The organism is Streptomyces chromofuscus (assembly GCF_015160875.1).
GTDB lineage: Bacteria > Actinomycetota > Actinomycetes > Streptomycetales > Streptomycetaceae > Streptomyces > Streptomyces chromofuscus.
Genome location: NZ_CP063374.1, coordinates 6,672,601 through 6,696,522, shown reverse-complemented (window position 1 = coordinate 6,696,522; position 23,922 = coordinate 6,672,601). Strand labels below are relative to the sequence as shown.

The following is a 23,922-nucleotide window of genomic DNA, read 5'->3' as shown; positions in this document are numbered from 1 at the left end:
CCGCCCAGGCGTGCTCAGACCTCCAGGTCCACCACCACCGGCGCGTGGTCCGACGCACCCTTGCCCTTGCGTTCCTCGCGGTCCACGTAGGCGTCCTTGACCGCGCTCGCGAACGGCGTGTTGCCGTAGACCAGGTCGATGCGCATGCCGCGGTTCTTGGGGAAGCAGAGCTGGCGGTAGTCCCAGTACGTGAACGGGTGGTCGTACTTCAGGGGGCGCGGGACCACGTCCGACAGGCCCGTCTCGCGCAGCGACGCGAGCGCGGCGCGCTCGGCGGGGGTGACGTGGGTGAGGCCCTCGAACGCGGCCACGTCGTAGACGTCGTCGTCCGTCGGCGCGACGTTGAAGTCGCCGAGCACCGCGAACGGGCGGGTGCCGGCGGCATCCCCGGCGACGGTCGCCTTCAGCGCCTCCAGCCACTGGAGCTTGTACGCGAAGTGCGTGTGGTCGACCTCACGTCCGTTCGGCACGTACACCGACCAGACGCGGACCGGGCCGCAGGTCGCGGCGATGGCGCGGGGCTCCACCGAGCCGTCGTAGCCGGTGTCGCCGGGCAGGCCCTTGACCACGTCCGCGATGCCGACGCGGGAGAGCACCGCCACGCCGTTCCACCGGCCGGTGGCGTGCACCGCGGCCTCGTAGCCCAGGTCACGGAGCTGCTCGAACGGGAACTGCTCCTCGGCGACCTTGGCCTCCTGCAGGCACAGCACGTCGGTGCCGCTGCTCTCCAGCCAGGCCAGCAGCCGGGGCAGACGAGCGGTGATCGAGTTCACGTTCCAGGTCGCGATGCGCATGTCTCACAACCTACCGGGCGGGTCCGACAACGCGGCCCCGCCCGTCTCCCGTCACAGCCGTGCGGACTCCCCCGGCGTCAGCCGCAGGTGCTCGCAGCCGCCCAGGGCGCCGATCTGCCGGTCGTAGATCGGCCGGGCCAGGTCGGTGAGCAGGGCGTCGTGGACGTCGTAGGCCCGCTGCGGCTTGACCTCGCGGACGTAGTCGATCACCTCGGAGATCTTGCTCCACGGTGCCATCACCGGCAGCATCAGCGTCTCCACCGGACGGTCGGGGACGGTGAGGGCGTCACCGGGGTGGAAGACCCGGCCGCCGTCGATCAGGTAGCCGACGTTGGTGATGCGCGGGATGTCCGGGTGGATCACGGCGTGCAGTTCGCCGTGCACCTGGACGTCGAAGCCCGCGGCGGTGAACGTGTCGCCGTGGCCGACGGTGTGCACGCGGCCCGGGAACCCCGTGGAGATCTGCTCCGCGACGGCCTTCAGCGTCCAGATCTCGACGTCCGGGTCGGCGTCCAGGGCGGTGCGCAGCCGCTCCTCGTCGAAGTGGTCGGCGTGCTCGTGCGTGACGAGGATCGCCTCGGCGCCGACGGCGGAGTCCCGCTCGCTGAAACCGCCCGGGTCGATGACGAGCGTCCGGCCGTCCTTCTCCAGGCGGACGCAGGAGTGCGACTTCTTCGTGAGCTTCATGTCTCCATCCTGCCCGGGGGTGCGGGGGCGGGGCCCACTCGTGAGGTCGGGGGCGGGGCGGCTCACTCGTGAGGTGTGGTCTCCTCCCTGATGACCTGCTGGGCGACCTTGAACGCGCTGTTCGCCGCCGGTACGCCGCAGTAGACGGCCGCCTGGAGCAGCACCTCCTTGATCTCGGCCGGGGTGAGGCCGTTGCGCAGGGCGGCGCGGACGTGGAAGGCGAGTTCGTCCAGGTGGCCGCCCGCGACGAGGGCGGTGAGCGTGATGCAGCTGCGGGTACGGCGGTCCAGGCCCGGCCGGTTCCAGATCTCGCCCCAGGCGTAGCGGGTGATGAGCTCCTGGAAGTCCGCGGAGAAGTCGTCGGCCTGGGCCAGCGCCCGGTCCACGTGCGCGTCGCCGAGCACCTCGCGCCGCACCTTGATCCCGGCGTCGTACGGATCGGGCCGCCCGTTCGCCCACGGCTCCACGACGGGCGGGGCGATCTCGGCGACGGGCGTGACCTGCGGGGGCGGCGTCGCGGCGAGGGCCGGCTTGACCGGGGCCGCCGCGATGGCCATCTGGCCGGTGGCGTCGAACGCGGGCTGCCAGGCGGTGGAGAAGTGCGTGACCAGCAGGTCGGTGACGGCGGCGGGCTGCTCGACGGGGACCAGGTGCGAGGCGCCGGGGACGACGGCGAGGCGGGCGTCGGGTATCCCGGCGACCATGGTGCGGGCCTCGGCGGGGCCGGTGACCTGGTCCTCCGAGCCGACCAGGACCAGCGTGGGCACGCCGACGCGGCCCAGTTCGTGTCGTACGTCGAAGGTGGCGAGCGCCTCGCAGTCGGCTATGTAGCAGCCGGGGTCGGTGGTACGCACCATCTGCACCGCCCACTCGGTGATCGCGGGCTGGGCGGCGGCGAACCCGGCGGTGAACCAGCGGTCCGGCGCGGTGCGGGCGATCGGGTCGAGCCCGTTCGTCCGGACGATCACACCGCGCTGGCGGAACTCGTCGGCGGTGCCGAAGCGGGGCGAGGCGGCGATCAGCGCGAGGGAGGCGAGCCGCTCCGGGTGGCGCAGGGCCAGCTCGACCCCGATCGCGCCGCCGAGGGCGCAGCCCGCGTAGCCGAAGCGGTGCACGCCGAGGCCGTCGAGGGTGGTGAGGAGCCGGGCGGTGAGTTCGGCGACGGAGCCCGCGGGGTAGGCGGGGGCGCCGCCGTGGCCCGGGAGGTCGAACCGGAAGACACGCCACTGCTTCATCAGCTCGGGGACCTGCCGGTCCCACATGTGCCATGTGGTACCCAGTGAGGGACCCAAGATCAGGACGGGAGCCTCTTCTGGCCCGTCAAAGCGGTATTGCAGGGTGTTCGACGGTGTCTCACTCACGCCCCAGACCCTCTCACGTCTCACGAAATCTCACACAGTCCGGGGAACCCGGCGGCTCCTGACCCTCTCGGCGCGGCACGTCCGGCACTGCCGGAACCCTTGGGGATCCAGATACGAGTTCTCCGGGGTGTACGTCGTGGCCGTGGGGAGAGTGCGTCCTCCTGCCTCGCGCGCTCTCCCAGTCCCTGCGCCGCAGAGCTTCCTTCTTCGGCACGGCTTCCAGGTAGCCCGGGTTGCAGCAAAGAGTAAAGTGCCGTCCCCAAGGATCGGCATGACGCACCTGGAAGCCCTCCGGAATCTCACCGACCAGCAACCCGAACACCACACGGTGGACAAGCTGTGTCTTGAACCGCCGCGGGTTCGGTAGAGATCTCAGATTATGGTTGTGACCTGGGGTTTCGTGGATTCCATGTAGTGGTTGGCCTCGTACTCGACGGGTGGAACGTGGCCTATCTCACAGTGGAGTCTGCGGTGGTTGTACCAGTCGATCCATTCGGCGGTGGCCAACTCGACCTGGGAGAGCGACCTCCAGGGGCGTTGAGGTTTGATCAACTCGGTTTTGTACAGGCCGATCGTCGATTCCATCAGGGCGTTGTCGTACGCGTCTCCGACTGATCCAATACTCGCGGCGATGCCTGCCGCGTCGAGGTGTTCGGCGAGCTTGAACGATGTGTACTGGCTGCCGGCATCGGAGTGGTGGATCAGCTGCCCTGGAGTGTGCGGGCGGTCCTCGCGGTCGCGCTGCCACAGCGCCATCTCCACTGCGTCCAGGACGAGTTGGGTCTCCTTGGAGGCGGAGGCGGACCAGCCGACGATGCGCCGGGAGAAGGTGTCCACGACGAAGGCGACGTAGACGACCCCGCTCCAGGCGGCGACGTGCGTGAAGTCGGCGACCCAGCAGCGGTTCGGGGCACTGGCGACGAAGTCGCGGTCGACAAGGTCCGGGGCTCGACCGGCGGCCGGGTCGGTGATCGTCGTGATCACCCTCTTTCCGCGGACGGCGCCGGTGATGCCGAGTTCGCGCATGAGGCGCTCGACGGTACAGCGGGCCACGGCATGCCCCTGCCGGTTCAGCTCGCGCCAGATCTTCCGGGCCCCGTAGACGCGGTAGTTGGACGTATAGACCTCCTGGATCCGCTCTTTGAGTTCCTCGTCGCGCACGGAACGGGCGGAGGGAGTTCCGAGGCGTTTCTTGTGGGCGTAGTAGGTGGAAGGGGCGATCTTGCAGTCGTGCCCGGTGAGGGTTCTGCAGATCGGCTCGACGCCGCCGAAGCGGTCCCGGTGCTCATCGATGAACGCTACGAGCGTGTGTGTGGCCGGTCGAGCTCGGCCGCGAAGAAACTTGCCGCGGCCTTCAGGATCTCGTTGGCCCGCTTGAGTTCGGCGTTCTCCTTCTTCAACGCCTTGAGCTGGGCGGACTCCTCCGTCGTCGTCCCCGGACGCCGGCCCCCGTCGATCTCGTGCTGCTTCACCCAGTTCCGCAGCGTCTCGCGGGAGCCGATGTCGAGCTTCTCTGCCACCGCCTGCAGGGCGGCCGTCTCGTTCGGGTAATCGTCGCGCACCTCGGCGACCATGCGCACCGCACGACGGCGGAGCTCAAGCGGGTAACGGGAAGGTCGTGCCATGACTCGATCCTTTCATGAAATCGAGTCTCCATTCGAGCCGGGGCGGTTCACTCTTCACACTGGGCTCCGCAAGGGCGAACTCCTCGGCCTGCGCTGGGGGGACCTCGACCTCAGCGCAGGCACCGCTGCCATCCGCCGAACCTTGCAGCGCACCACCGCAGGCGGGCTCACCACGCTGCCCACCAAGACGCGGGCCTCCGAACGCCGCATCGCCCTCCCCACCCGCTGCCTCCACTCGCTGAAGCACCACCACGAGCAGCAGCAGCGCGATCGGGAAGCCGCAGGCACCACGTGGCAGGACAGCGGGCACGTGTTCGCCACCGCGCAGGGCAGAGCGATCGACCCGACCAACCTCACCCGCGCCTTCACCACGCTCCTGCGCAAGGCCGACCTCCGCCGCATCCGCTTCCACGACCTCAGACACTCCACGGCCACCCTGCTCCTGGAACAGGGCGTCGAGCTCGTCGTCATCAAGGAACTCCTCGGCCACGCCCACATCGGCGTCACCGCCACCGTCTACGCCCACGTCCGACTCCGCCTCCAGCGAGACGCCATCGACACCCTCAGCACCGCTCTTGATCGTCCCGTCAACGACGAGTCGCCCCGCGACGACGGCGACGACCCGCAGCTGTGCGGAGCCACCGTCCACTGACGTTGCCGTCAACTACTGCCGTCACCCACCGCAGAAGCCCCGCCAGGACGCACCTGACGGGGCTTCAACTTTGCTGCTGCTACCCAGCGCGAGGGTTGCGGGATCGGGCAGCGAGGCTACACCTCACCCTCCAGCCACCGTTCGAATGGCGCGACCTCCGACAGTTCAGAATTGATCGCCTTCAACCCTCTGGCGAAGTCTTCGGCCAATTTCGAGAGCATCGCGACTAGCTCACTCCGTGCAATGCTCTCGCGCTCTGGATTCGGAACCCAATTGGTCCGCGAATCGCAGTGAATCATCACGAGATCCCCGCTTGGACGGAAGGTCAAAGTCCTCTCGATACCCTGCGAGTAGAGATCCACCTCGACTTCGCGACGGTCGCGCACACCCACCAGAAGCGACGGGAGCTGCTCCATGAAGGCAGACAAGTCATACGCGACATCGAGCGGCCACTCATCACTCCCGAAGCCGCCAATGTGGAATGTGCCTCCAGCGTCAGAGAGGACGCTACACGCCTCCATGACCAGGGTTTCGTAATCGTCACCCGGCTCCAGACCCGCTGAAGCAAGAGCCACAGCACCAGACGGCACGGCCGGATTGAACGACACAAAGAAGCTCATCTCTCCAGCCTCCTAGTTCGGGCCAATGATCGGGAATCCCGTCTTGTACAGCCCATTTGGACTCGGGATGATGGTAGCTGCCCGTGCTTGGACGATACTCCCATCCGGCATAATCACCTGCCCCAATCCGTCCGGAATGCGCACCGACCTGGGCCCGGCTCCTTCGATATGGAGTCCCTTCAAGAACTCTGCAGCGGCATCGTTATCCAGCCACTGACCTTGCTGATTATTGGTGCTACGAGCGCGATCGGTCAGGGCCTTCGTGTTCTTCGCTCCGGCGCCATGAGTCTTGAATGTATGACCCCACGTTTTAACGCTGTTGGAGGCCCAGTTCACGCACCCATTGCTGTTGTGAACCAGGACCGGCGTTGCCCCCGCCAGCACATAGTACGTGTGCTACGCGACCCCTCTCTACCTGCGTTTTCGCAGGTCAAGCGGTATTCGGCGGTTCGCTGGGGTGCGGGTTCGGTCGTGGTTGTTCGTGGTTGTTGCCGTCACTACTGCCGTCAAGGGTCTTGACCGATCAGGCAGGTCGGGCACTCCGCGCGGCGGCTCGGCGGTCGGCCGCCGGGTGGGCCCTCGGCCAGTGTGTCGCGACTCGGCCAGGCAGCGCGGGAGCCTTGCTCCCCACCGGAGGCGACGCTGGCCACCGCCCTCGGTGAGCCCGGCGACGGACGTGAAGGGTCGGCCCCCTGGTCGGCCCTGTGCCTGCGATCCGGCCGTAGGACGGTCGTAGGCGACAACTTGCTCCGCCAGGAGCCCGGTTCTGGTCGGGTCGGCCCTCGGGCCGACCCGACGCCCCTTCGGCCCTGGACCGCACCCCGGCCGCCGGAACGGCTCACCGCCCGCGACGCGGCCGACCTCCCCGGCGCGCGGCGGGCTCGTCGGCGACGGCGGCCCGCCCCGGCGGGCGGTGCCCGCCTTGAAACCTCGTAGAGAAAATCTGAACGCAGGCCCCGGGCCGCCCGGCGCGGCGGGTTAGCGGCCCCGCTCGCCGCCACCCGTCTCCAGCGCCTCGACACGGGCGCGAAGGTCGGCCAGCTGCTCGACGGCCTCAGCCAGTGCCCGTTCGAGCGTTTCGACGCGAGCTGCCGTCCCGCCGACGGGGTCCGTCGTCTCCGAGCCGTCGAGGCCATCAGCGTCGTCGGCTATGTGGTCGTGGTGGGCGACGAAAGCGCCCTTGCCGGGACGGGAGACCGCCCACCCGTCCTGCTTCAGCAGGGCCATGGCCTTCTGCACGGTCAGGCTCGACGCCCCGAACTCCCGCATCAGCACGGTCTGCGTCGGCAGTGCGTCGCCCGGCCGCAGCCCACCAGAGCGGATCCGCTCCCGCAGGGTCCCGGCGATCACCTCGAACGTCAGCTGCACCCTGCTGTTCCCCGGCCTGCGCCCACGCCGCCCCACGACCGTCACCGCAGTTCACCCCGTCCTTCGCGCCCTTTAACGCCGGAATCCGGCCCGTCCAAACCCGGAAACCGGCCTCACACTACCCGCGTCGATCACCACCAGAAACAGATCAGGAGGGATGCACTTGAATGCGCCCGTGAAGCGGTGCTACCGTCACGCACCGCCGGTGATCAACACCGTGCCCGCCGCCCGGACCAGCTGGCCCTGGTCCCCGCGCCCACGCCCGCCCTGCGGCGCCTCCCTTCCCCTGTGAGCCGGTAAACCCGGCTGCCGCGACGCCGTCTTCGTCGTCCTCGCTCTCTCCCTTCTCCCGCCGAAGGTCTCTCCCGCATGCCCGAACAGCTCCAACTTCCATCCTCCGCTGCCACTTTCATCCCGGCCACCTGGGCGTTCACCGCGCCAGCTGGCACCACCACCCCGACCCACAACACCACCGACGCATCCGCCGGTCAGCGTTCGGCGCTGGAGCGCCGCGCAAGGCTCACCGCCAAGCTGGCGAAGCTCGCCGCCACCGGCCAACTCCCACCCCTCGCACGACAGATAGCCGGTCTCGGCGGCTGTGCGCACCCGATCCGCCTCACCGGGCACCGCACCCACCTGGACAGCGCGACCGGTGAGGTTCTCGACCACTTCGACTCCAGTCGGCTCCCGGCGGGCGAACTGCTGGTCCGCTGCGGCAACCGCCGCGCCACCCGCTGCCCCGCCTGCTCCACCGTCTACCGCTACGACACCTACCAACTCATCGCCGCCGGACTACGCGGCGGCAAAACCGTCCCCACCAGCGTCGCCGCTCACCCCCGCGTCTTCGCCACCCTCACCGCACCCGGCTTCGGCCCCGTCCACAACCAACCCGACACCGGCCGCTGCCACTGCGGCCACACCCACCCCGACGACGACCCCCTCCTCGGCACGCCGCTCGACCCCGAGCAGTACGACTACGCGGGCGCGGTGCTGTGGAACGCGCACGCCCCAGCCCTATGGGCCCGCTTCACCACCCACCTACGCCGGGAGATCGCGAAAGCGGCGGGGCTGACGCAGCGCGTCCTGAGCCACCACGCCACGCTCTCGTACGCCAAGGTCGCCGAATACCAAAAACGCGGCCAGGTCCACTTCCACGCCGCCATCCGCCTCGACGGACCCACCGGCCCCACCAGCACCCCACCCGCCTGGGCCACCACCCAGCTCCTCGACGATGCCGTCCGCGCCGCCGCCCAACGCACCCGCGTCCACCACGAGGGCCAACCGCCAAAGCAACCGCAGCCGCCCGGGGACATCCCCGCGTCCCCGCCCCAAGACTCAGACCGGGCGAGGCGGTTGGTGTTCCGGTTCGGGCGGCAGATAGACGTCCGCGCGATCCGCAGCACGGACTTCACCGGTGGCGGCCCGGTTACCGACCGGCACGTCGCCGGATACATCGCCAAGTACGCCACCAAGGGAGCCGAAACCACCACCGGCACCCTCGACCGCCGACTCCGCTTCCTCGCCGAACTCGCCACCCACGACATCACCGACCACGCCCGCCGCATGATCCACACCGCCTGGAACCTCGCCACCAACCGCCAGCACTCCCACCTCCGCCTGCGCCAATGGGCCCACATGCTCGGCTTCCGCGGCCACTTCGCCACCCGCACCCGCCACTACTCCACCACCCTCACCCACCTCCGAGCCGAACGCACCGCATGGCGTCTTAATCGACCCGACACCCAGACCCCCGCCCCGGCATCGGCTGAGACGCAGGCCGGTCAGACAGGCGGCAGGCCGGTCGGTGACCACGCCGAACACTCCACTCACCTGGCCGCCGGTCACCGTCTTGGTCACGGCAACATCGCCGGTCAGCGCGTGGACTCGGACACGACGCTAGTCATCTCCCACTGGCAGTACGCCGGAACCGGCCTCCTGCCCGAACTCGAACACCTCGGCGACCTCCTGACCGCGACGCGACAGACCCGACCCGAGCAACCAACCCGAACCCGGCACTCGGAGCGCCCAAGTGACCTCGCCGGTCACCCGGTCGGTCACTCCATTCATCGGCTGACCGGTGCTGTCCGGGCGGGGGCCGTCGCGTGACCGCCGGCACCGAACTCCTCACCGTCCCCCAGGTCATGGCCCGCCTCCAACTCGGCCGCACCGCCGTCTACGACCTGATCCGCACCCGCCAGCTCACCTCGATCACCCTCGGCCGCGCCCGCCGGATCCCCGCACACGCGCTGGCCGACTTCATCCGCACCCGCCTCGACCAGGAAGCCGCCTGATGACCACGCCTCGCAACACCAGCTCTTCCCGCCGCGTCCGCGCCAACGGTGACGGCACCGTCTACCAGCGCAAGGACGGTCGCTGGGAGGCCGCCGGATACGTCCTCGCCTCCGGCAATACACGGAAGCGCGTCCGCGTCTACGGCACCACGCGCACGGACGCCCTGGCCAAGCTCACCGAGAAGACCGCCGCGAGCAACCGCGGCCTCCCCGTACCCTCCGCGCAGGGCACCCTCGGCGCGTACCTGACGTACTGGCTGGAACACGTCGCCGTCCACCACCTCCGCGAGAACACCCACACCCGCTACACCGCGTGCGTCGACCGATACCTCATCCCGGGCCTCGGCAAGAAGAAGCTCACCAAGCTCACCGCCAAGGACATCCGCACCTGGCTCAACCAGCTCCGCACCACCTGTCAGTGTTGCGCCCGTCGCATCGACGGGGGCCGCGATGAGCCCCGTTGCTGCGCCATCGGCCAGTGCTGCCGCAAGCTGCTCTCTCCTCTGACGCTGACCTACATCCACTCCGTGCTCAAGTCCGCCTTGGAGCACGCCATCCGCGAGGAGGAGATCCCGCGCAACGTTGCCCGCAATGTCCGCACCGGCACTCCACGGCCTCGACGCTTTGCCCCGCTCACCGCCGACGAAGCCCGTCAACTCCTCACCACCACGCAAGGTCACCGACTCCACGCGCTGTTCGAACTGGCCCTCCACACCGGGCTCCGCAAGGGCGAACTCCTCGGACTGCGCTGGGAAGACCTCAACCTCGACGCGGGCACCGCCGCCATCCGCCGCACACTTCAGCGCACCAGCACGGGCGGGCTCACCACTCTGCCCACCAAGACACGGGCCTCCGAGCGCCGCATCGCCCTCCCCACCCGCTGCGTCCACTCGCTGAAGCACCATCACGAGCAGCAGCAGCGCGAGCGCGAGGTCGCTGGCCCTGCGTGGCAGCACAACAGGCACGTGTTCACCACTGCGCAGGGCGGAGCGATCGACCCGACCAACCTCACCCGCGTCTTCACCACGCTCCTTCGCAAGGCCGGCCTCCGCCGCATCCGCTTCCACGACCTCCGCCACTCCACCGCCACCCTGCTCCTGGAACAAGGCGTCGAACTCGTCGTCATCAAGGAACTCCTCGGCCACGCCCACATCGGCGTCACCGCCACCGTCTACGCCCACGTCCGGCTCCGCCTCCAGCGCGACGCCATCGACACCCTCAGCACCGCCCTTGACGGGCCTGTCAGCGACGAGTCGACCCGCGACGACGGCAACGACCCGCCGCTGTGCGGAGCCACCGTCCACTGATGTTGCCGTCAACTACTGCCGTCACCCACCGCAGAAGCCCCGCCAGGACGCACCTGACGGGGCTTCAAATTCGCAGAGGTGAACGGCACACAGCTCGTCAGTGGGATGCTGCCTGCAGTCGTCAACCCCCTTACAGCAACCCGAGGACCTTGTAGGGGGATTCCATTTCCGGCTCCCCCAGGAGATCCAGGAACAGCTGATACTGAACGAAATTGCCGCGATCAATTAGTCCATCTTCAGGCCAGATTGCATCGCATTCCGGGCACTTCGCGAACCTGATCGAGAATCGCGTTGCCTGCACCCTCTCAAGGAGTGCCTGTCCGCAACGAGGGCACTCCACCGATTGCCTTCCTTTTTCAGTAGGGATATGCACTGATCACCTCCGTTGTTCCCGGCTTCACAATGATTCGGACCGACGTCTGACCGCCGTCGCCAATCACCCGTCCCATAGGCACCACGTAGGCCGCCGGGTCATTTGGCTCCGGCGCACCACGCCTCGTCCATGCTTCATCGACAAGTTCCAAAGGACTCTGCTGGCCGGTGAATATGCTGTGATTCTTCTTCCCGGCCTTCAGGCTGTCCGCGGTGTGCGCTCCGACGTGGAAGATTCGATGTCCTTCCCCACCCTTCATAGGCCCATAGATGAGGCCAGCAGGCGTTTGAAGCTTCCCTCCACCAAGATCAGTCAACTCGCAGTTGCTGTTGTGAACGAGGACGGGTGTCTCGCCCGCCAGCACATAGTACGTGTGCAGGCCAGGCCGCTCCTACCTGCAAGTTTGCTGGTCAGCGGGCGATTTGACAGTCGCCGGATGTTCGTGCGCGTGCGCTGGAGTCTGCTGGTGTTGCCGTCAACTACTGCCGTCAGTGGTCTACACCGCCTGGGGAATTCCAGGAATTCCGAATGCGTGTCAAGCGGCTTCGTCGTGCGGGGTGAGGCTGATGGTCAGGTCGGCGCCGAGAGCCTGAGCCAGGCGGCGCAGGAGGGGAAGCGTGGGCACGGTCCCGCCGCCCTCGAAGCGGGAGATCTGCGGCTGCTTCATCCCGCACCGCTCCGCCAGCTCGGCCTGGGACAGCCCGAGCTCGATACGCCGGTCCTGGACGAGCTGCCCGAGCTCACGGGCGAGCGCGGAAGGCGGGTCCTGCATGGTTCCTCCCCGCCTCAGGCCGCTGGGGCGACGATGGTGACGGTGGGCTCGTCTCCGCCGGCGAGGTGCACGTCCACCGTCAGGTCCAGTGCGCGGGCCAGGCGCATGATGACCGCGATGGGCGGCAGCTCGGTGGCCGTCTCGATGCCTTCGATGTCATCGACGTCGACGTGCATGCGCTCGGCGAGGTCGGCCTCGCTCAGGCCCAGCTGCTTACGCCGGTCGTAGACGGCCTTGCCCAACGTCATGGCGAGGCCGGCCTCTTCGTAGACCCGGTCGTACTCGGGGTCAGCGTCCAGGGGTTCGCCCAGCAGTTGACGGTGGCGGCGGGTCCTCCATTCACTGTGGTTCATCGGTTCTCCTTGAGGTTGCGGCTGTAGAGGTCGTGCTCGGCGGCGGCTTCATGCTCTGCCTCGCACAATCGCTGTGCGGCGTGGGCGCGGTCCACTTCGGCCTGCTCGCGCATCTTGGTCTTGCGGAACACGGTGAGCAGCACGACACGTCGGCCGGGCGCCGGCCAGTAGGTGATCCGCTGATGGGCATCGCCGAGGCGGAAGCGCAGCTCGCGGAGCTTGCCGCCCAGATGGCGGGAGTGCGGTTCGTCGAGGGTGGTGGGCTGCTCGGCGAGCAGGTCGGCGACGCGCTCGGCCTGCTTGTAGTGATGGGCGGGAATGTTCTCCAGCCACAGCCGCACCTCCGGCTCGATCTCGATCGAGTACCTCCCGCTGTCCATATCGCCGATGATATATGGCACGGGGTGCGAGAGCGCGAATACGTAGTTCAGGTCGTGTGCCGTCGCCGCGACCGCAGCCACTCCAGCGTCGCGCACCCCCGTACTCCCCCTCTTCGTCCTGATGCCACGGCGCCGCCCGCAAACCAGCGGCAACCTGCCGAGGCGGCGCAGGGTCGGCTTCTTTCGGCAGGATCAGGCCCGAGCGGGAGAGGCAGCGTACGGCCGGGCTGGTGCGTCGCCAACGAGCGGTGAGGCCGGGTGCTGCTGGAGTCGGTGACCTCGCAGACCAGAACGCTGTGGCGGATCAGCCGCAGCTCCACCGGCTGACGGCAGAGCCGCCCCGGCAACCCGGACCGCGGTGCTGCTGTGACGACCGCGGTCGTCAGACCCACTTGCTCACGACCGTTGCCTCAGGTCGGGCGGTCACCGTGCGCCGGTGTGGAACAAGCGGCGAGCGTTGCGGGTGGTGAGGTCTCGCCAGGTGACGGTGGCGCACGGCTAAGTACTGGGCGGCGTGGCCGCCTCGGTGAACGGATGGGTGAGGCAACTCGACGAGGCCGGCGATCTCCCGCTTCGGGAGGGAGATCGGGAACAAGCCGACGTCTGTGGTCATTTCACGGGTCAGCGTCATACGGCTGCCGCGCAGAGGCTGCGGAACCACCCCGCCGGGCCGTGTTCCCCGGTGTGACGAGGGTGGCTCCCGCATGTCGCAGCCTGAGATCACCCGGCTGCGGGCGCAGCTCAGGGCCAGTGCCTGCGGCGGAGCGCCTCAGCAGGCGTGGCTCAAAGGCCGGCGTCCCGGCCGTCGCGATCGCCGGTGAGCCGGCTTTCCAGACCCGTGATCAGCGTGTCCATCACAAGGCGGAACATGTGGTCCTGATCAGGGCCTTCAGAGGCTGTGTCCGCAGAGTCGGGGTCCGCGTCCCCGTCACCGCCTTCAGCATCGTCAGAGCCGGGGGGCTTGAGGGTCGACCACTGGTGGAGCGAGCCGTTGAGTTCGGCGGCGAGGACACCGATGACGACGGCGACCATCAGCGCCGCGATCTCCGAGACCTCTGACTGCGGAACCCCGGCAGCCTCCATGATCGCCGTGAGCGCGGTCCAGAACGGGTCGTCCGGCTGGATGAAGTCGGGCTGGTGGCTGAACGAGTAGGCCATCAGTTCGGGGTGACGATGCGCCAGGGTCCGGAAGTCGGTTGCGAGCAGGCGGATGCGCTCCTGCCAGGGAGCGTCCTCGAGCGTCACGGTGCGGAACTGGGCGCCGACCATTCTTGTCACGCCGCGCAGCACCGCTTCCTTGTTCGGCACGTGGTGGTACAGCGACATCGGGTTCGCGTCGAGCTCGGTGGCGAGTTTGCGCATGGTGAGCGCCTCGACACCGTCCGCGTCGATCAGCCGCAGGGCGGCGGCGTAGATCCCGGCCTCGGTCAGAGGCACGTCCCTCTTCCTCGTTCCCCGTGCAGGACGTCTCACCTTCTTTTCCATACCCCGTACGGTATCAGTTTCGTACGCCGTATGGAAATGACCTGGATCACAGCGCTCACCAGGGCGACCGCGCTTGCGTCACGTTTCCATACGTCGTACGGTACTAATTTCATACGGCGTATGTTTCCGTACGGCGCCACGGCATCGACCTGCGCAGCGCGCCCTTGCCCATCCCCTCCACGCAGAGGAGCAAGACATGACCACGCACTCCGCGAACGACCTTCGCCCCATCCGGTCCCCGCGTGGGATCCCCCTCCTCGGCAACACGCCGCAGATCCCCAGCACCAACCCGACCGAGTACTTCGCCGAGCTGTCCAAGCAGTTCCCCGAGGGCATCTACGGCTTGGACATCGCCGGTATCGAGCAGATCTTCGTCTACGACCCGGACCTGGTGGCCGAGGTCTCCGACGAGACGCGGTTCTTCAAGCAGATCGAGAAGACGCCGCTGCAGCATGTCCGGGACTTCGCGGGCGCGGGCCTGTTCACGGCACACCAGCACGAAGAGGAATGGGGCATGGCACACCGTGTCCTGCTGCCGGCGTTCAGCCAGCGGGCCATGAGGGCCTACTACGGGCAGATGCTGGAGATCGCCCAGAACCTGGTGGGCAAGTGGGAGCGCAAGGCGGGTCAGCCGGTCAACATCACCGACGACTACACCCGGCTGACGCTGGACACCATCGCCCTGTCCGGGTTCGGCTACCGGTTCGACTCCTTCGCCAAGGAGGAGCTGCACCCCTTCCTCAACGCGCTGCTGGGCGCGCTGGTGGAGTCGCTGCGGCGCTCGCAGGAGCTGCCGATGATGACCAAGCTCCGCAAGGCCGATGCCAAGAAGTACGCCGAGAACGTCCAGCTGATGCAGGACCTGGTCGAGAGCGTGATCAAGGAGCGCCGCGAGGGCAAGGGCACCGGTGAGGACGACCTGCTGGGCCTGATGCTGGAGGCCACCGACCCCGAGACCGGCAAGCGGCTGTACGACGACAACGTCCGCGACCAGGTGCTGACGTTCCTGATCGCCGGCCACGAGACCACCAGCGGCCTGCTGGCGTTCGCCACGTACTCGCTGATGCGCAACCCGCAGGTGCTGGCCCAGGCCTACGCCGAGGTGGACCGCCTGCTGCCCGGCGACACCGTCCCGGACTACGACACGATCATGCAGCTGGACGTCATCCCGCGGATCCTGGACGAGACCCTGCGCCTGTGGGCTCCCATCCCGGCGTTCGGCAAGACGGCGCGGGAGGACACCGTCATCGGCGGCCGCTACGAGCTGAAGAAGGGCGCGAAGCTCCTCATCCTGGAGGGCCCGCTGCACACCCACCCCAAGGCCTGGGACCGTCCCGACGAATTCGACATCGACCGCTGGCTGCCGGAGAACCGCGTCCAGCACCACCCGCACGCCTACAAGCCGTTCGGCAACGGTGTGCGTGCCTGCATCGGCCGCCAGTTCGCGCTCACCGAGGCCCGCCTGGCCCTCGCGCTGGTGCTGCAGAAGTTCAAGTTCTCCGACACCAACGACTACAAGATGGACCCCCGGGAGGCGCTGACGCGCAAGCCCGGCGACTTCAACCTTGTCGTACGGACCCGCCAGGAGCACGAGCGGACCGTCTTCAGCGCCGAGGCCCTGCAGACCGACGACACGCAGGCGCAGGCCTCGGTCAGCGGTGTCGGGGTCAACATGACCATCGCCTACGGCTCCAGCCTCGGCTCGAGCGAGGACCTGGCGCGCACCATCGCCGACCGCGGTGAGCGCTCCGGGTTCGGCACCACGCTGATGAGCCTGGACGAGCTGGGCGAGAACCTGCCCACCGAGGGCCTGCTGGTGGTGGTGGCCTCCAGCTACAACGGCAAGGCCCCCGACAACGCGCAGCGCTTCGACGACCTGCTCGCCGCCGGGCTGCCGGAGGGCTCCCTGTCCAACGTGCGGTTCGCGCTGCTGGGCGCCGGCAACACCCAGTGGGTGGCCACCTACCAGGCATTCCCCAAGCGGATCGAGGAAGGTCTGCTGGCCGCCGGCGCCACCCCCGTCGTCGAGCGCGGCATCGCGGACGCCGCCGGTGACTTCGACGGCATGGCCACGCGGTGGATGAACAACCTGTGGGCCACCCTGGCCGAGGAGTACGCCGCCGACACCTCCCAGGCGAGCGGCCCGCGCTACCAGGTGCAGCTGCTCACCGAGTCCGACGTGCGCCCCGCCATCGTCTCCGAGCAGGCGTACCCGCTCACCGTGGTGGCCAACGAGGAACTCGTCGCCGACGCGACCGGCCTGTGGGACTTCAGCATCGAGCCGCCGCGCCCGTCCGCGAAGTCCATCACCTTCGAGCTGCCCGACGGCGTCACCTACGACACCGGCAACCACCTGGCCGTCTTCGCCAAGAACGAACTCGCCCTGGTGGAGCGCGCGCTGAGGCGGCTCGGCGTCGACTACGACCAGGTGCTCCGGCTCGACCAGCCGGCCGGTGGCCGCACCCACCTGCCGGTCGGCATCCCGGTCACCGCCGGCATCCTGCTCACCGAGTTCCTGGAACTGCAGGACGTGGCCACCCGCTCCCAGATCCGGACGCTCGCCGAGTACACCGAGTGCCCGTGGACCCGGCCGCAGCTCCAGGCGTACACCGCCGACACCCAGGAGGCCGAGGAGCGCTATCAGAAGGAGATCCTCGGCAAGCGCATCTCGGTGCTGGGCCTGTTGGAGCGGTTCCCCGCCGTCGAGCTGCCGCTGGCGGTCTTCCTGGAGATGATGGGCCCGATCCGCCCGCGCTTCTACTCCATCTCCTCCGCCCCGTCGGCCAACCCGCGCCACGTGCGCCTGACCGTCGGCCTGCTGGAAGGCCCGGCCCTGTCCGGCGACGGCCAGTACCGCGGCACCTGCTCCTCCTACATCGCGGCCCTCGAGCCCGGAGACGTCGTCTACGGCTACGTCCGCGTCCCCTCCCCGACGTTCGCCCCGCCCGCCGACCCCGCCACGCCGCTGATCCTCATCGGCCCCGGCACCGGCATCGCGCCGCTGCGCGGCTTCCTGGAGGAGCGGGCGACGCAGCACGCGAACGGCACCCAGGTGGGCCTGTCCCAGGTGTTCGTCGGCTGCCGCCACCCGGAGCACGACTACTTCTACCAGCAGGAGATGCAGGACTGGGAGCAGGCCGGCATCGCCCAGGTGCACACCGCCTACTCGGCGGTGACCGGCCACCCGGCCCGGTTCGTGCAGAACGCCATCGCCAATGCCGCCGACACGGTGTGGCAGGCCATCGAGGACGGCGCGTACATCTACGTCTGCGGTGACGGCCGCCGCATGGCCCCCGCCGTCCGCGAGGCACTCGCCGCCATCCACCGTCAGAAGACCGGCAGCGACGACGCGAGCGCCCAGCAGTGGCTCGCCCAGCTCGAAGCGGACGAGCGCTACCAGCAGGACGTCTTCGCCTGACCGTCGCACGCCGTCAAGGCGCGCCGGCCCCCAGCCGCCGGGAGGCGTGCGGACGTCCTGCCTCCCCCGCACCCCTCCCGGCCCCACCAGCCATTCCGACACCCCATGGCACCCATGGCCCGGACCACCGGACCGTGCCGCTCACAGAAAGCAGATCACCATGGACACCATGCTCGCCGGACGCTTCCACCTGGACAGCAAGAAGTTCGCCGTGGAAGAGGTCCCGATCCCCGTGCCGGGCCCGGGCGAGGTCCTCATCGAGGTCAAAGCAGCCGGCGTCTGCCTCTCCGACGTCCACCTGCTCGACGGCTCCCTCGTGCCGATGTTCGCCACCTCCGACACGGTCACCGTCGGCCACGAGGTCTCCGGTGTGATCCACACGCTCGGCCCCGACCTCAAGCGCGGCCTGCCCGTCGGCACCCGCGTCACCCTGGAGGCCGGCAAGACCTGCGGCACGTGCGCCGGCTGCGTGCGCCACCGCCCCTGCACCCAGGTGCTCACCGCCGGCATCGACTACGACGGCGGCTGGGCCGAGTACATGATCGCCCGCGAGGACACCCTCATCCCCATCCCCGACAGCCTCCCCTTCGACCAGGCCGCGATCATCCCCGACGCGGTCTCCACCCCCTACGCCGCCGTCGTCGCCACCGCGGGCGTCCGTGCCGCCCAGTCCGTCGGCGTCTGGGGCGTGGGCGGAGTCGGCGCCCACAACGTACGCCTCGCCCGCCTGGTCGGCGCCGCCCCGATCATCGCCGTCGACCCGCTGCCCAGCGCCCGCGAGCGCGCCCTGGCCTTCGGCGCGGACCTCGCGCTCGACCCGGCAGCCCCCGACTTCGCCGACCAGGTCCGCGCAGCCACCGGCGGACGCGGCCTCGACTTCGCCTTCGACTGCGCCGGCGTCCCCGCCGTCCGCGACCAGGCCGCCTCCGTGCTCGGCCTGGGCGGCTCCCTCATCCTGGTGGGCATCACACCCCGGCCACTGACCATCACCGAGGGCCTGACCTTCAACTACCTGCAGAAGCAGGTGCGCGGCCACTACGGCGGCTTCCCCGAGTCCGTCTCCGAGCTGGTGCAGCTGACCGCGGCCGGCCGCCTCGACCTGGCCCCCTCCATCACCGACCACGTCCCGCTCGTCGAGGCCGCCGACGCCGTCCACCGACTGGAGAACAAGATCGGCGACCCGATCCGCCTCATCCTCGTCCCCTGACGCCCATCAGCAGGACGACAAGCCACCCTGGGCAGGGGTGAGTGGGCGCCGGTGCGTGAGGGAGCACCGGCGCCCACGGCTATTCCGGCAACCGGAACTCGCGAAGACGGAACCATGCAGACGACCGACACCCCGGGCCGTACTCCGCAGCGCAAGGACGCTCACTCCAACCGCCGACGCATCCTCGCGACCGCCCGGCAGAAACTGCGGAGCGACCCCGACACGAGTCTCGACAGCATCGCTCAGGCGGCCGGCGTCGCCCGGCGCACCCTCTACGGACACTTCCCCAGCCGGCATGCGCTGATCGCCGACCTGACACAGGGCAGGCCATGAACTCCGGCCGGCGTTCGCCAGAGCCCGTACCGCGGATGCCGACCCGATCGAGGCGATGACACGGATGGTGCTGGCGGCATGGACGGTGAGCGACCACTGCCGCATGCTCATCACCTTGGGACGGCGCCATCTGGGAGAGGACGAGATCCGCACCCCCCTCGCACCGGCCCGCGCAGAAGCCGTCGCAACCCTACGGCGCGGTCAGCGCGAAGGCGTCTTCGCGGACCACCTTCCGGCACCCGTCCTCGCCCAAGCACTGGAGGCACTCATGCCGGCCCTCGCCGAGGAGAACGCCGCATGCCCGTGGGCGGACCCCACTGGCGAGGCCGCGGCAACCGCGTTCCTCGTCGCCGCCGGCGTAGCACCACCAAGAGCCGCGCTTCAGGTGCAGGAGGTCATCGGGCGAGTTCAGGCAGCGGGCGACGGGTGACCTCGTGGGCGTCGTCCGCGGCGAGGCCGAGCATGCGCAGGACCATCTCGGCCAGGTCGGAGGCGGCCTCGTCGCCGTCGAGGTCCGGGCGGTCCAGCCGGAGAGCCACGAGGGACAGCAGGGTGCCGCCCAGGGCGGACAGGGCGGTGGTGGCGTTGCCGCTGGTGAAGCGGCCTGAGGCGATGCCGATCTCCAGGTCGCGCAGGGCGCGTGGGGCGAGGCCGCGGTCGGAGTGGATGTGCGACAGGCCGCGGTCGCGCAGGATTCGCATGAGTTCCGGGTGGGAGTCGGCCATCCGGGCGGTGAGCCGGAAGCCGGCCGCGACCAGCTCGGCCGGGTCGTCGATGCCTTCCACACGCGCGTCGATGACCTGCCCGAACTCCTCCAGGGCGTCCGTTACCGCCGCGTCGAACAGCTCCGTCTTCGACTCGAAGTGGTTGTAGAAGGACCCGAAGCCCACATCGGCGCGCTCGGCGATGGCCTGGATGCTGGCGCTGGTGTCCCCGGTTTCCGCGAGGATCTGCCGGGCCGCGCGGACGAGCGCCTGGCGGGTCTCGGCACGGCGTCGCTCGAAGCGGTTCTTGGGCGGGGCTGACGTCGGCATACGGCCCAGTGTAACGGTCGCCACGATGACACTGGCATTACTGATGAGATCCTCAATTTTTCGGCTGTCCCCATTGACGACGGGAACCAGCAGAGTTGATGATTTCCTCATTACGGCAGTGTTGCTTGGAGGACACCATGTCCCACATCCCCGTTAACAAGGGCGGTCCTCTGACGCCCCACCAAGACCTCCACAGTGAGCAGGGCGCCCTGCGCGGTGAACACCCCGGACGAGCCCGGAATCCGGTGATCAAAGTGGCGGATCTGGCCTGGCTGGAGTTCGAGAAGCCGGACCTGGACCGGGCCGAGGTGTTCGCCCGTGACTTCGGCTTCGCGATCGCCGCCCGCACCGATCACGAGCTGTGGCTGCGCGGCACCTTCGCGGGCACACCCTCCATGGTCATCCGGCGCGGGCGTGCGTCCCGCTTCGTCGGGCCGGCGTTCCGCGCGGCCGAGCGGGCCGATCTCGACCGGCTGGCCCGCGCCACCGACAGCGCCGTCCGGGACATCGCCGTACCGGGCGGCGGGCAGTCGGTCAGCATGCTCGACCCCTCGGGCCTTCCGGTCCGGGTCGTGCACTGCGCCGAACAGCTGCCCGCCTTGCCCGAGCAGGAGCCGCTGATCCTCAACTTCGGCACCGGACACCGCCGCACCAACGCCACCCAGCGTCCGCCCCGTGAGCCGTCCCGTATCCAGCGCCTGGGCCATGTGGTGCTGGAGACGCGGACGTTCACCCGCACGCTGGACTGGTACCTGGACACCCTCGGCATGATCGTGTCCGACTTCCTGTTCCTGGACGGGCAGCGCCGGCGCGGGCCGACCATGGCGTTCATCCGCTGCGACCAGGGAAGCGTCGCGGTCGACCACCACACGCTGGCCCTGCACCTGGGTCCGGGCAACGGCTACGTCCACTCCGCCTACCAGGTCACCGACCTCGACGCGATCGCCGCCGGCGGCGAGTACCTCGCCGAGCGTGGCTACCAGCGCAGCTGGGGAATCGGCCGGCACATCCAGGGCAGCCAGCTCTTCGACTACTGGCGCGATCCCGACCACTTCATGCTGGAGCACTTCGCCGACGGCGACCTGTTCTCCTGCGACCTCGAACCCGGCTGGGCGCCGATGTCGGCGAGCGGTCTCGCGCAGTGGGGGCCGCCGGTCACCCGCGACTTCCTGGGCGCCAACCCGTCCCCCGCCAAGCTCCGCGAGGTCATGACGGCCCTGCGCGGCGACAACGAACTCGACCCCGCCCGCCTGCTGGGCCTGATGAAAGCGATGAGCTCATGAGTACCAACGTGCTGCGCACCGCCGACGGCTGGTGGGTCGTCCTCCCCCAAGCTCTCGACTCCGCTCGAGCAGGGGGGACCCCCACCGACCGCGCCGTCCGCATCGACACCAAGGCCGTCACCACCGCCGAGCTGCTGGCCGACCGGGCCGCGATCCGGGAGGCCGCCGCCTCCGGCGAGAGCGGCACGCCCGTCGCCGACCTGGTGGCGCTGCCCCCGGTCACCACCCCGTGCCGGGTGGTCGCCCAGATGGTCAACTACCGCAGCCACGCCAAGGATTCGGGCTTCACCGGTGACATTCCGCCCACCTTCTTCCGCAAGGCGTCCGGCTCGGTCAGCGGCCCGCACGACACCATCGTCCGCCCCGCGCACGTGAACTTCCTCGACTACGAGGTCGAACTCGGCCTCGTCATGGGCGAAACCCTGCCCGTCGGCACCGTCGTCGAGGAGCAGGACCTGCCGCGCTACGTCGCCGGCCTGGTCCTGACCAACGACGTCAGCGCCCGCGACGTCCAGCTGACCAAGACCCAGTTCTACGAGAGCAAGTCCTACCCGACCTTCACCCCGACCGGTCCGTACCTGGCCCTGCTGGAGCCCGAGGACTTCGCCCACCTGCTGAACCTGCGACTGCGGCTGAACGTCAACGGCGTGCCGCGCCAGGACCGCACCCTGGCCGACATGATCGTACGACCGGCGCAGGCGCTCACCCTGCTCGCCCGCTTCCAGACGCTCGACCCCGGCGACCTGCTGCTCACCGGCACGCCCGGCGGCACCGCCCTGAAGGCCCCGCCCAAACCGGTCGCGAAGATCAGTGCGCTGCTCCCGCCCGCGGTGAAGTGGAAGGCGTTCTTCAAGGGGCAGGCCAAGAACCCCCTCTACCTGCGCGACGGTGACGTCATCACCGCCACGATCGCCACCCCCGACGGGCGGATCGACCTCGGCGAGCAGCGAACCGCCGTGGCGGACGCGAGGTGAGCGCGGCAACCCGGCGACCGGTGGTGATCATCGGCGCGGGCCCCGTCGGGGTCACGGCCGCGCTCCTGCTTGCCCGACGTGGGGTACGCAGCGTCGTCCTGGAACGCCACCAGGACATCTACCCCCTGCCACGCGCCGTCGCCGTGGACGACGAGATCCACCGGATCCTGCAGAGCGTCGGTGTCCACGAGGAGTTCACAGCCCTCGCCCGCCCCGAGCTCGGGCTGCGGCTGCTCGACGCCCGGCGCCGCGTGATCGCCGAGTTCCCGCGGTCCCTGGACGGACACCACGGCTTCCCCCAGACCAGCATGTTCGACCAGCCCGAACTGGAACGCCTGCTGCGCGACGCCCTGGCGCGCCGCCCGGAGTGCGAGCTGTGGGGCGGGGTGGAGGTCGTGTCCGTCACCCAGCCCACCGACGGCACGGCTCCCGTCCGGGTCACCTTCCGCCGCGACGGCAGTGACGAGGAGGAGCACCTGTGGGCCGATGCCGCCCTCGGCTGCGACGGCGCGGGCAGCCTCACCCGCGACGCCGTCGGCGCCGCCTGGGAGGACCTGCACTTCCAGGAGAGCTGGCGGGTCATCGACGTCCGCACCAGCCTCCCGGTGCGCACCTGGGACGGCGCCGAGCAGATCTGCTGCCCCAACCAGCCGGCCACCTTCATGCGCATCAGCGAGGACCGCTACCGCTGGGAGTTCCGGCTGGCCGACGACCAGAATCTGGAGGGCCCGGACGGATGGGAGCGCCTGCGTGAGCTGGTCGCCCCCTGGGTGGACCTGCCGGCCTCGCAGAGCGACGACTTCGAGGTGATCCGGCAGGCGCGGTACACCTTCCGGGCCCGCCTCGCCGACCGGTGGCAGCGGGGGCGCGTCTTCCTGCTGGGCGACGCGGCCCACCTCACGCCGCCCTTCGTCGGTCAGGGGCTGTGCGCGGGTCTGCGGGACGCCTACAACCTGACCTGGAAACTCGCCCGTGTTCTCCAGCAGGGTGCGGACGAGCGACTGCTGGGCACCTACGAGCGTGAGCGCAAGCCGCACGTCCGCCACGTGATCAGGGTCGCGGTCGCCGTCGGCTGGGTCATGACCGGTGGACAGGACCGCGGTGCGGCCATCCGCCGGGCCGTGGTGGGCACGGCCTGCCGTATCCCTGGCGTGACCGCGGCGGTGAGCCGCGACCTCAGTCCCGCACTGACCGCCAATCCGCTGGTACGACGCCGCCCCCGGCTGACCGGCCGCTCACTGGCGGGCACCCTCTGCCCGCAACCCTGGGTGATCGTCGGCGGCAGGCGAGAGCGCCTCGACGACATCCTCGGGGACTCCTTCGCCGTGCTGACCGCCGTGCCGCCCACGGCACGGATGACGGGCGTGGCCGCGGCCCTGGGCGCATCCGTGATCCATGTCGGCGACCTGGACGACGACGGAACGCTGGCCGCCTGGCTGGCAGGCGGCTGGGCGGACGCCGTCCTGCTGCGCCCCGACCGTGTCGTGATGGACACCGTCCCCGCCGGCACCGGCGACTTCACCGACGCCGCCGCCTGGGCTCCCCTGCTGCACACGGCCCGCCGCCCCGCCGAAGCCCGGCCCGCACCCTGACGAGGAACACCAC

At 69.4% G+C, this 23,922-nt stretch carries 22 protein-coding genes and 2 pseudogenes; 11 read left to right on the top strand and 13 right to left on the bottom strand.

Annotation, left to right across the window (positions count from 1 at the left end):
• Positions 1 to 14: 14 nt before the first annotated feature.
• The 5 genes from IPT68_RS30075 to IPT68_RS30060 form a co-directional block, all read right to left on the bottom strand.
• Positions 15 to 794 carry an exodeoxyribonuclease III gene (locus IPT68_RS30075; RefSeq protein WP_189699839.1) on the bottom strand — a complete coding sequence of 260 codons (780 nt, stop codon included), beginning with the start codon at positions 792 to 794 and terminating at the stop codon, positions 15 to 17.
• Between the two features lie 51 nt (positions 795 to 845).
• Positions 846 to 1,481, bottom strand: a complete 636-nt coding sequence (locus tag IPT68_RS30070; RefSeq protein WP_189699840.1) for an MBL fold metallo-hydrolase — start codon at positions 1,479 to 1,481, stop codon at positions 846 to 848.
• Between the two features lie 62 nt (positions 1,482 to 1,543).
• Complete coding sequence (pcaDC, locus tag IPT68_RS30065) at positions 1,544 to 2,842, bottom strand: bifunctional 3-oxoadipate enol-lactonase/4-carboxymuconolactone decarboxylase PcaDC (RefSeq protein WP_189699841.1); 1,299 nt, start codon at positions 2,840 to 2,842, stop codon at positions 1,544 to 1,546.
• Positions 2,843 to 2,855: 13 nt separating this feature from the next.
• Positions 2,856 to 3,122, bottom strand: a complete 267-nt coding sequence (locus tag IPT68_RS35115; RefSeq protein WP_407699467.1) for a hypothetical protein — start codon at positions 3,120 to 3,122, stop codon at positions 2,856 to 2,858.
• Positions 3,123 to 3,214: 92 nt separating this feature from the next.
• Positions 3,215 to 4,467 (bottom strand): IS3 family transposase gene (locus IPT68_RS30060; RefSeq protein ID WP_189699842.1). Its coding sequence is split into 2 segments (ribosomal slippage): positions 3,215 to 4,185 and positions 4,185 to 4,467, totalling 1,254 coding nucleotides; the frame shifts between segments, so codons are not numbered across the junction.
• Positions 4,468 to 4,516: 49 nt separating this feature from the next.
• On the opposite strand from IPT68_RS30060, the pseudogene IPT68_RS30055 reads away from it, so the two are divergent.
• A pseudogene (locus tag IPT68_RS30055) lies at positions 4,517 to 5,119 on the top strand (site-specific integrase); the annotation flags it as partial.
• A 116-nt stretch (positions 5,120 to 5,235) separates the two neighbouring features.
• Here IPT68_RS30055 and IPT68_RS30050 read toward each other — a convergent pair.
• From IPT68_RS30050 to IPT68_RS30040, 3 genes are all read right to left on the bottom strand, one after another.
• A complete protein-coding gene (locus IPT68_RS30050; protein ID WP_189699844.1) occupies positions 5,236 to 5,739 on the bottom strand; it encodes a hypothetical protein in 504 nt (167 codons plus the stop codon).
• 12 nt (positions 5,740 to 5,751) lie between these two features.
• Entirely contained in the window at positions 5,752 to 6,075 is a 324-nt protein-coding gene (locus tag IPT68_RS30045) for a hypothetical protein (protein ID WP_189699845.1), read from the bottom strand.
• A 642-nt stretch (positions 6,076 to 6,717) separates the two neighbouring features.
• A complete protein-coding gene (locus tag IPT68_RS30040; RefSeq protein WP_189699846.1) occupies positions 6,718 to 7,107 on the bottom strand; it encodes a winged helix-turn-helix domain-containing protein in 390 nt (129 codons plus the stop codon).
• Positions 7,108 to 7,476: 369 nt separating this feature from the next.
• Between IPT68_RS30040 and IPT68_RS30035 the strand changes: the two genes are divergently transcribed.
• Genes IPT68_RS30035 through IPT68_RS30025 form a run of 3 tightly spaced genes read left to right on the top strand, consistent with a single transcriptional unit; the run spans position 7,477 to position 10,705 of the window.
• Positions 7,477 to 9,213 (top strand): replication initiator, encoded by a 1,737-nt coding sequence (locus IPT68_RS30035; protein ID WP_189699847.1) that lies wholly within the window; start codon positions 7,477 to 7,479, stop codon positions 9,211 to 9,213.
• A complete protein-coding gene (locus IPT68_RS30030; protein WP_189699848.1) occupies positions 9,210 to 9,398 on the top strand; it encodes a helix-turn-helix domain-containing protein in 189 nt (62 codons plus the stop codon). Before IPT68_RS30035 ends, IPT68_RS30030 begins: the two co-directional genes overlap by 4 nt.
• Positions 9,398 to 10,705, top strand: coding sequence for a tyrosine-type recombinase/integrase (locus tag IPT68_RS30025; protein ID WP_189699849.1), 1,308 nt, complete (start codon positions 9,398 to 9,400; stop codon positions 10,703 to 10,705). The genes IPT68_RS30030 and IPT68_RS30025 overlap by 1 nt, the downstream gene beginning before the upstream one ends.
• Before the next feature lie 908 nt (positions 10,706 to 11,613).
• On the opposite strand, the pseudogene IPT68_RS30020 reads toward IPT68_RS30025, so the two are convergent.
• The 4 genes and pseudogenes from IPT68_RS30020 to IPT68_RS30005 all read right to left on the bottom strand — a co-directional run.
• Positions 11,614 to 11,829 (bottom strand): annotated as a pseudogene (locus IPT68_RS30020) (helix-turn-helix domain-containing protein); the annotation flags it as partial.
• Positions 11,830 to 11,864: 35 nt separating this feature from the next.
• Positions 11,865 to 12,203, bottom strand: a complete 339-nt coding sequence (locus IPT68_RS30015; protein ID WP_189699851.1) for a helix-turn-helix domain-containing protein — start codon at positions 12,201 to 12,203, stop codon at positions 11,865 to 11,867.
• On the bottom strand, positions 12,200 to 12,583 hold the full coding sequence (locus tag IPT68_RS30010; RefSeq protein WP_189699852.1) for a type II toxin-antitoxin system RelE/ParE family toxin: 384 nt from the start codon (positions 12,581 to 12,583) through the stop codon (positions 12,200 to 12,202). The genes IPT68_RS30015 and IPT68_RS30010 overlap by 4 nt, the downstream gene beginning before the upstream one ends.
• A 783-nt stretch (positions 12,584 to 13,366) precedes the next feature.
• The gene (locus tag IPT68_RS30005; protein ID WP_228040028.1) at positions 13,367 to 14,020 is read right to left on the bottom strand and encodes a TetR/AcrR family transcriptional regulator; all 654 of its coding nucleotides are present in this window, start codon (positions 14,018 to 14,020) and stop codon (positions 13,367 to 13,369) included.
• A gap of 244 nt (positions 14,021 to 14,264) precedes the next feature.
• Between IPT68_RS30005 and IPT68_RS30000 the strand changes: the two genes are divergently transcribed.
• The 4 genes from IPT68_RS30000 to IPT68_RS34405 all read left to right on the top strand — a co-directional run bounded on the left by IPT68_RS30000 (position 14,265) and on the right by IPT68_RS34405 (position 19,456).
• The gene (locus tag IPT68_RS30000; RefSeq protein ID WP_189699854.1) at positions 14,265 to 17,486 is read left to right on the top strand and encodes a bifunctional cytochrome P450/NADPH--P450 reductase; all 3,222 of its coding nucleotides are present in this window, start codon (positions 14,265 to 14,267) and stop codon (positions 17,484 to 17,486) included.
• Between the two features lie 160 nt (positions 17,487 to 17,646).
• Positions 17,647 to 18,693 carry a zinc-binding dehydrogenase gene (locus IPT68_RS29995; RefSeq protein WP_189699855.1) on the top strand — a complete coding sequence of 349 codons (1,047 nt, stop codon included), beginning with the start codon at positions 17,647 to 17,649 and terminating at the stop codon, positions 18,691 to 18,693.
• A gap of 114 nt (positions 18,694 to 18,807) precedes the next feature.
• Positions 18,808 to 19,026, top strand: a complete 219-nt coding sequence (locus IPT68_RS34410) for a TetR/AcrR family transcriptional regulator (protein ID WP_228040026.1) — start codon at positions 18,808 to 18,810, stop codon at positions 19,024 to 19,026.
• A 55-nt stretch (positions 19,027 to 19,081) separates the two neighbouring features.
• A complete protein-coding gene (locus IPT68_RS34405) occupies positions 19,082 to 19,456 on the top strand; it encodes a hypothetical protein (RefSeq protein ID WP_228040023.1) in 375 nt (124 codons plus the stop codon).
• On the opposite strand, the gene IPT68_RS29985 is transcribed toward IPT68_RS34405, so the two are convergent.
• Positions 19,422 to 20,060 carry a TetR/AcrR family transcriptional regulator gene (locus IPT68_RS29985; RefSeq protein WP_189699856.1) on the bottom strand — a complete coding sequence of 213 codons (639 nt, stop codon included), beginning with the start codon at positions 20,058 to 20,060 and terminating at the stop codon, positions 19,422 to 19,424. The genes IPT68_RS34405 and IPT68_RS29985 overlap by 35 nt on opposite strands.
• A gap of 137 nt (positions 20,061 to 20,197) precedes the next feature.
• On the opposite strand from IPT68_RS29985, the gene IPT68_RS29980 reads away from it, so the two are divergent.
• From IPT68_RS29980 to mhpA, 3 genes are read left to right on the top strand one after another with little or no spacing between them, the layout of a single operon-like run.
• Entirely contained in the window at positions 20,198 to 21,343 is a 1,146-nt protein-coding gene (locus IPT68_RS29980) for a VOC family protein (protein ID WP_189699857.1), read from the top strand.
• The gene (locus IPT68_RS29975) at positions 21,340 to 22,317 is read left to right on the top strand and encodes a fumarylacetoacetate hydrolase family protein (protein WP_189699858.1); all 978 of its coding nucleotides are present in this window, start codon (positions 21,340 to 21,342) and stop codon (positions 22,315 to 22,317) included. The genes IPT68_RS29980 and IPT68_RS29975 overlap by 4 nt, the downstream gene beginning before the upstream one ends.
• Entirely contained in the window at positions 22,314 to 23,909 is a 1,596-nt protein-coding gene (mhpA, locus tag IPT68_RS29970; protein WP_189699859.1) for a bifunctional 3-(3-hydroxy-phenyl)propionate/3-hydroxycinnamic acid hydroxylase MhpA, read from the top strand. The genes IPT68_RS29975 and mhpA overlap by 4 nt, the downstream gene beginning before the upstream one ends.
• The last annotated feature ends 13 nt before the right edge of the window (positions 23,910 to 23,922 follow it).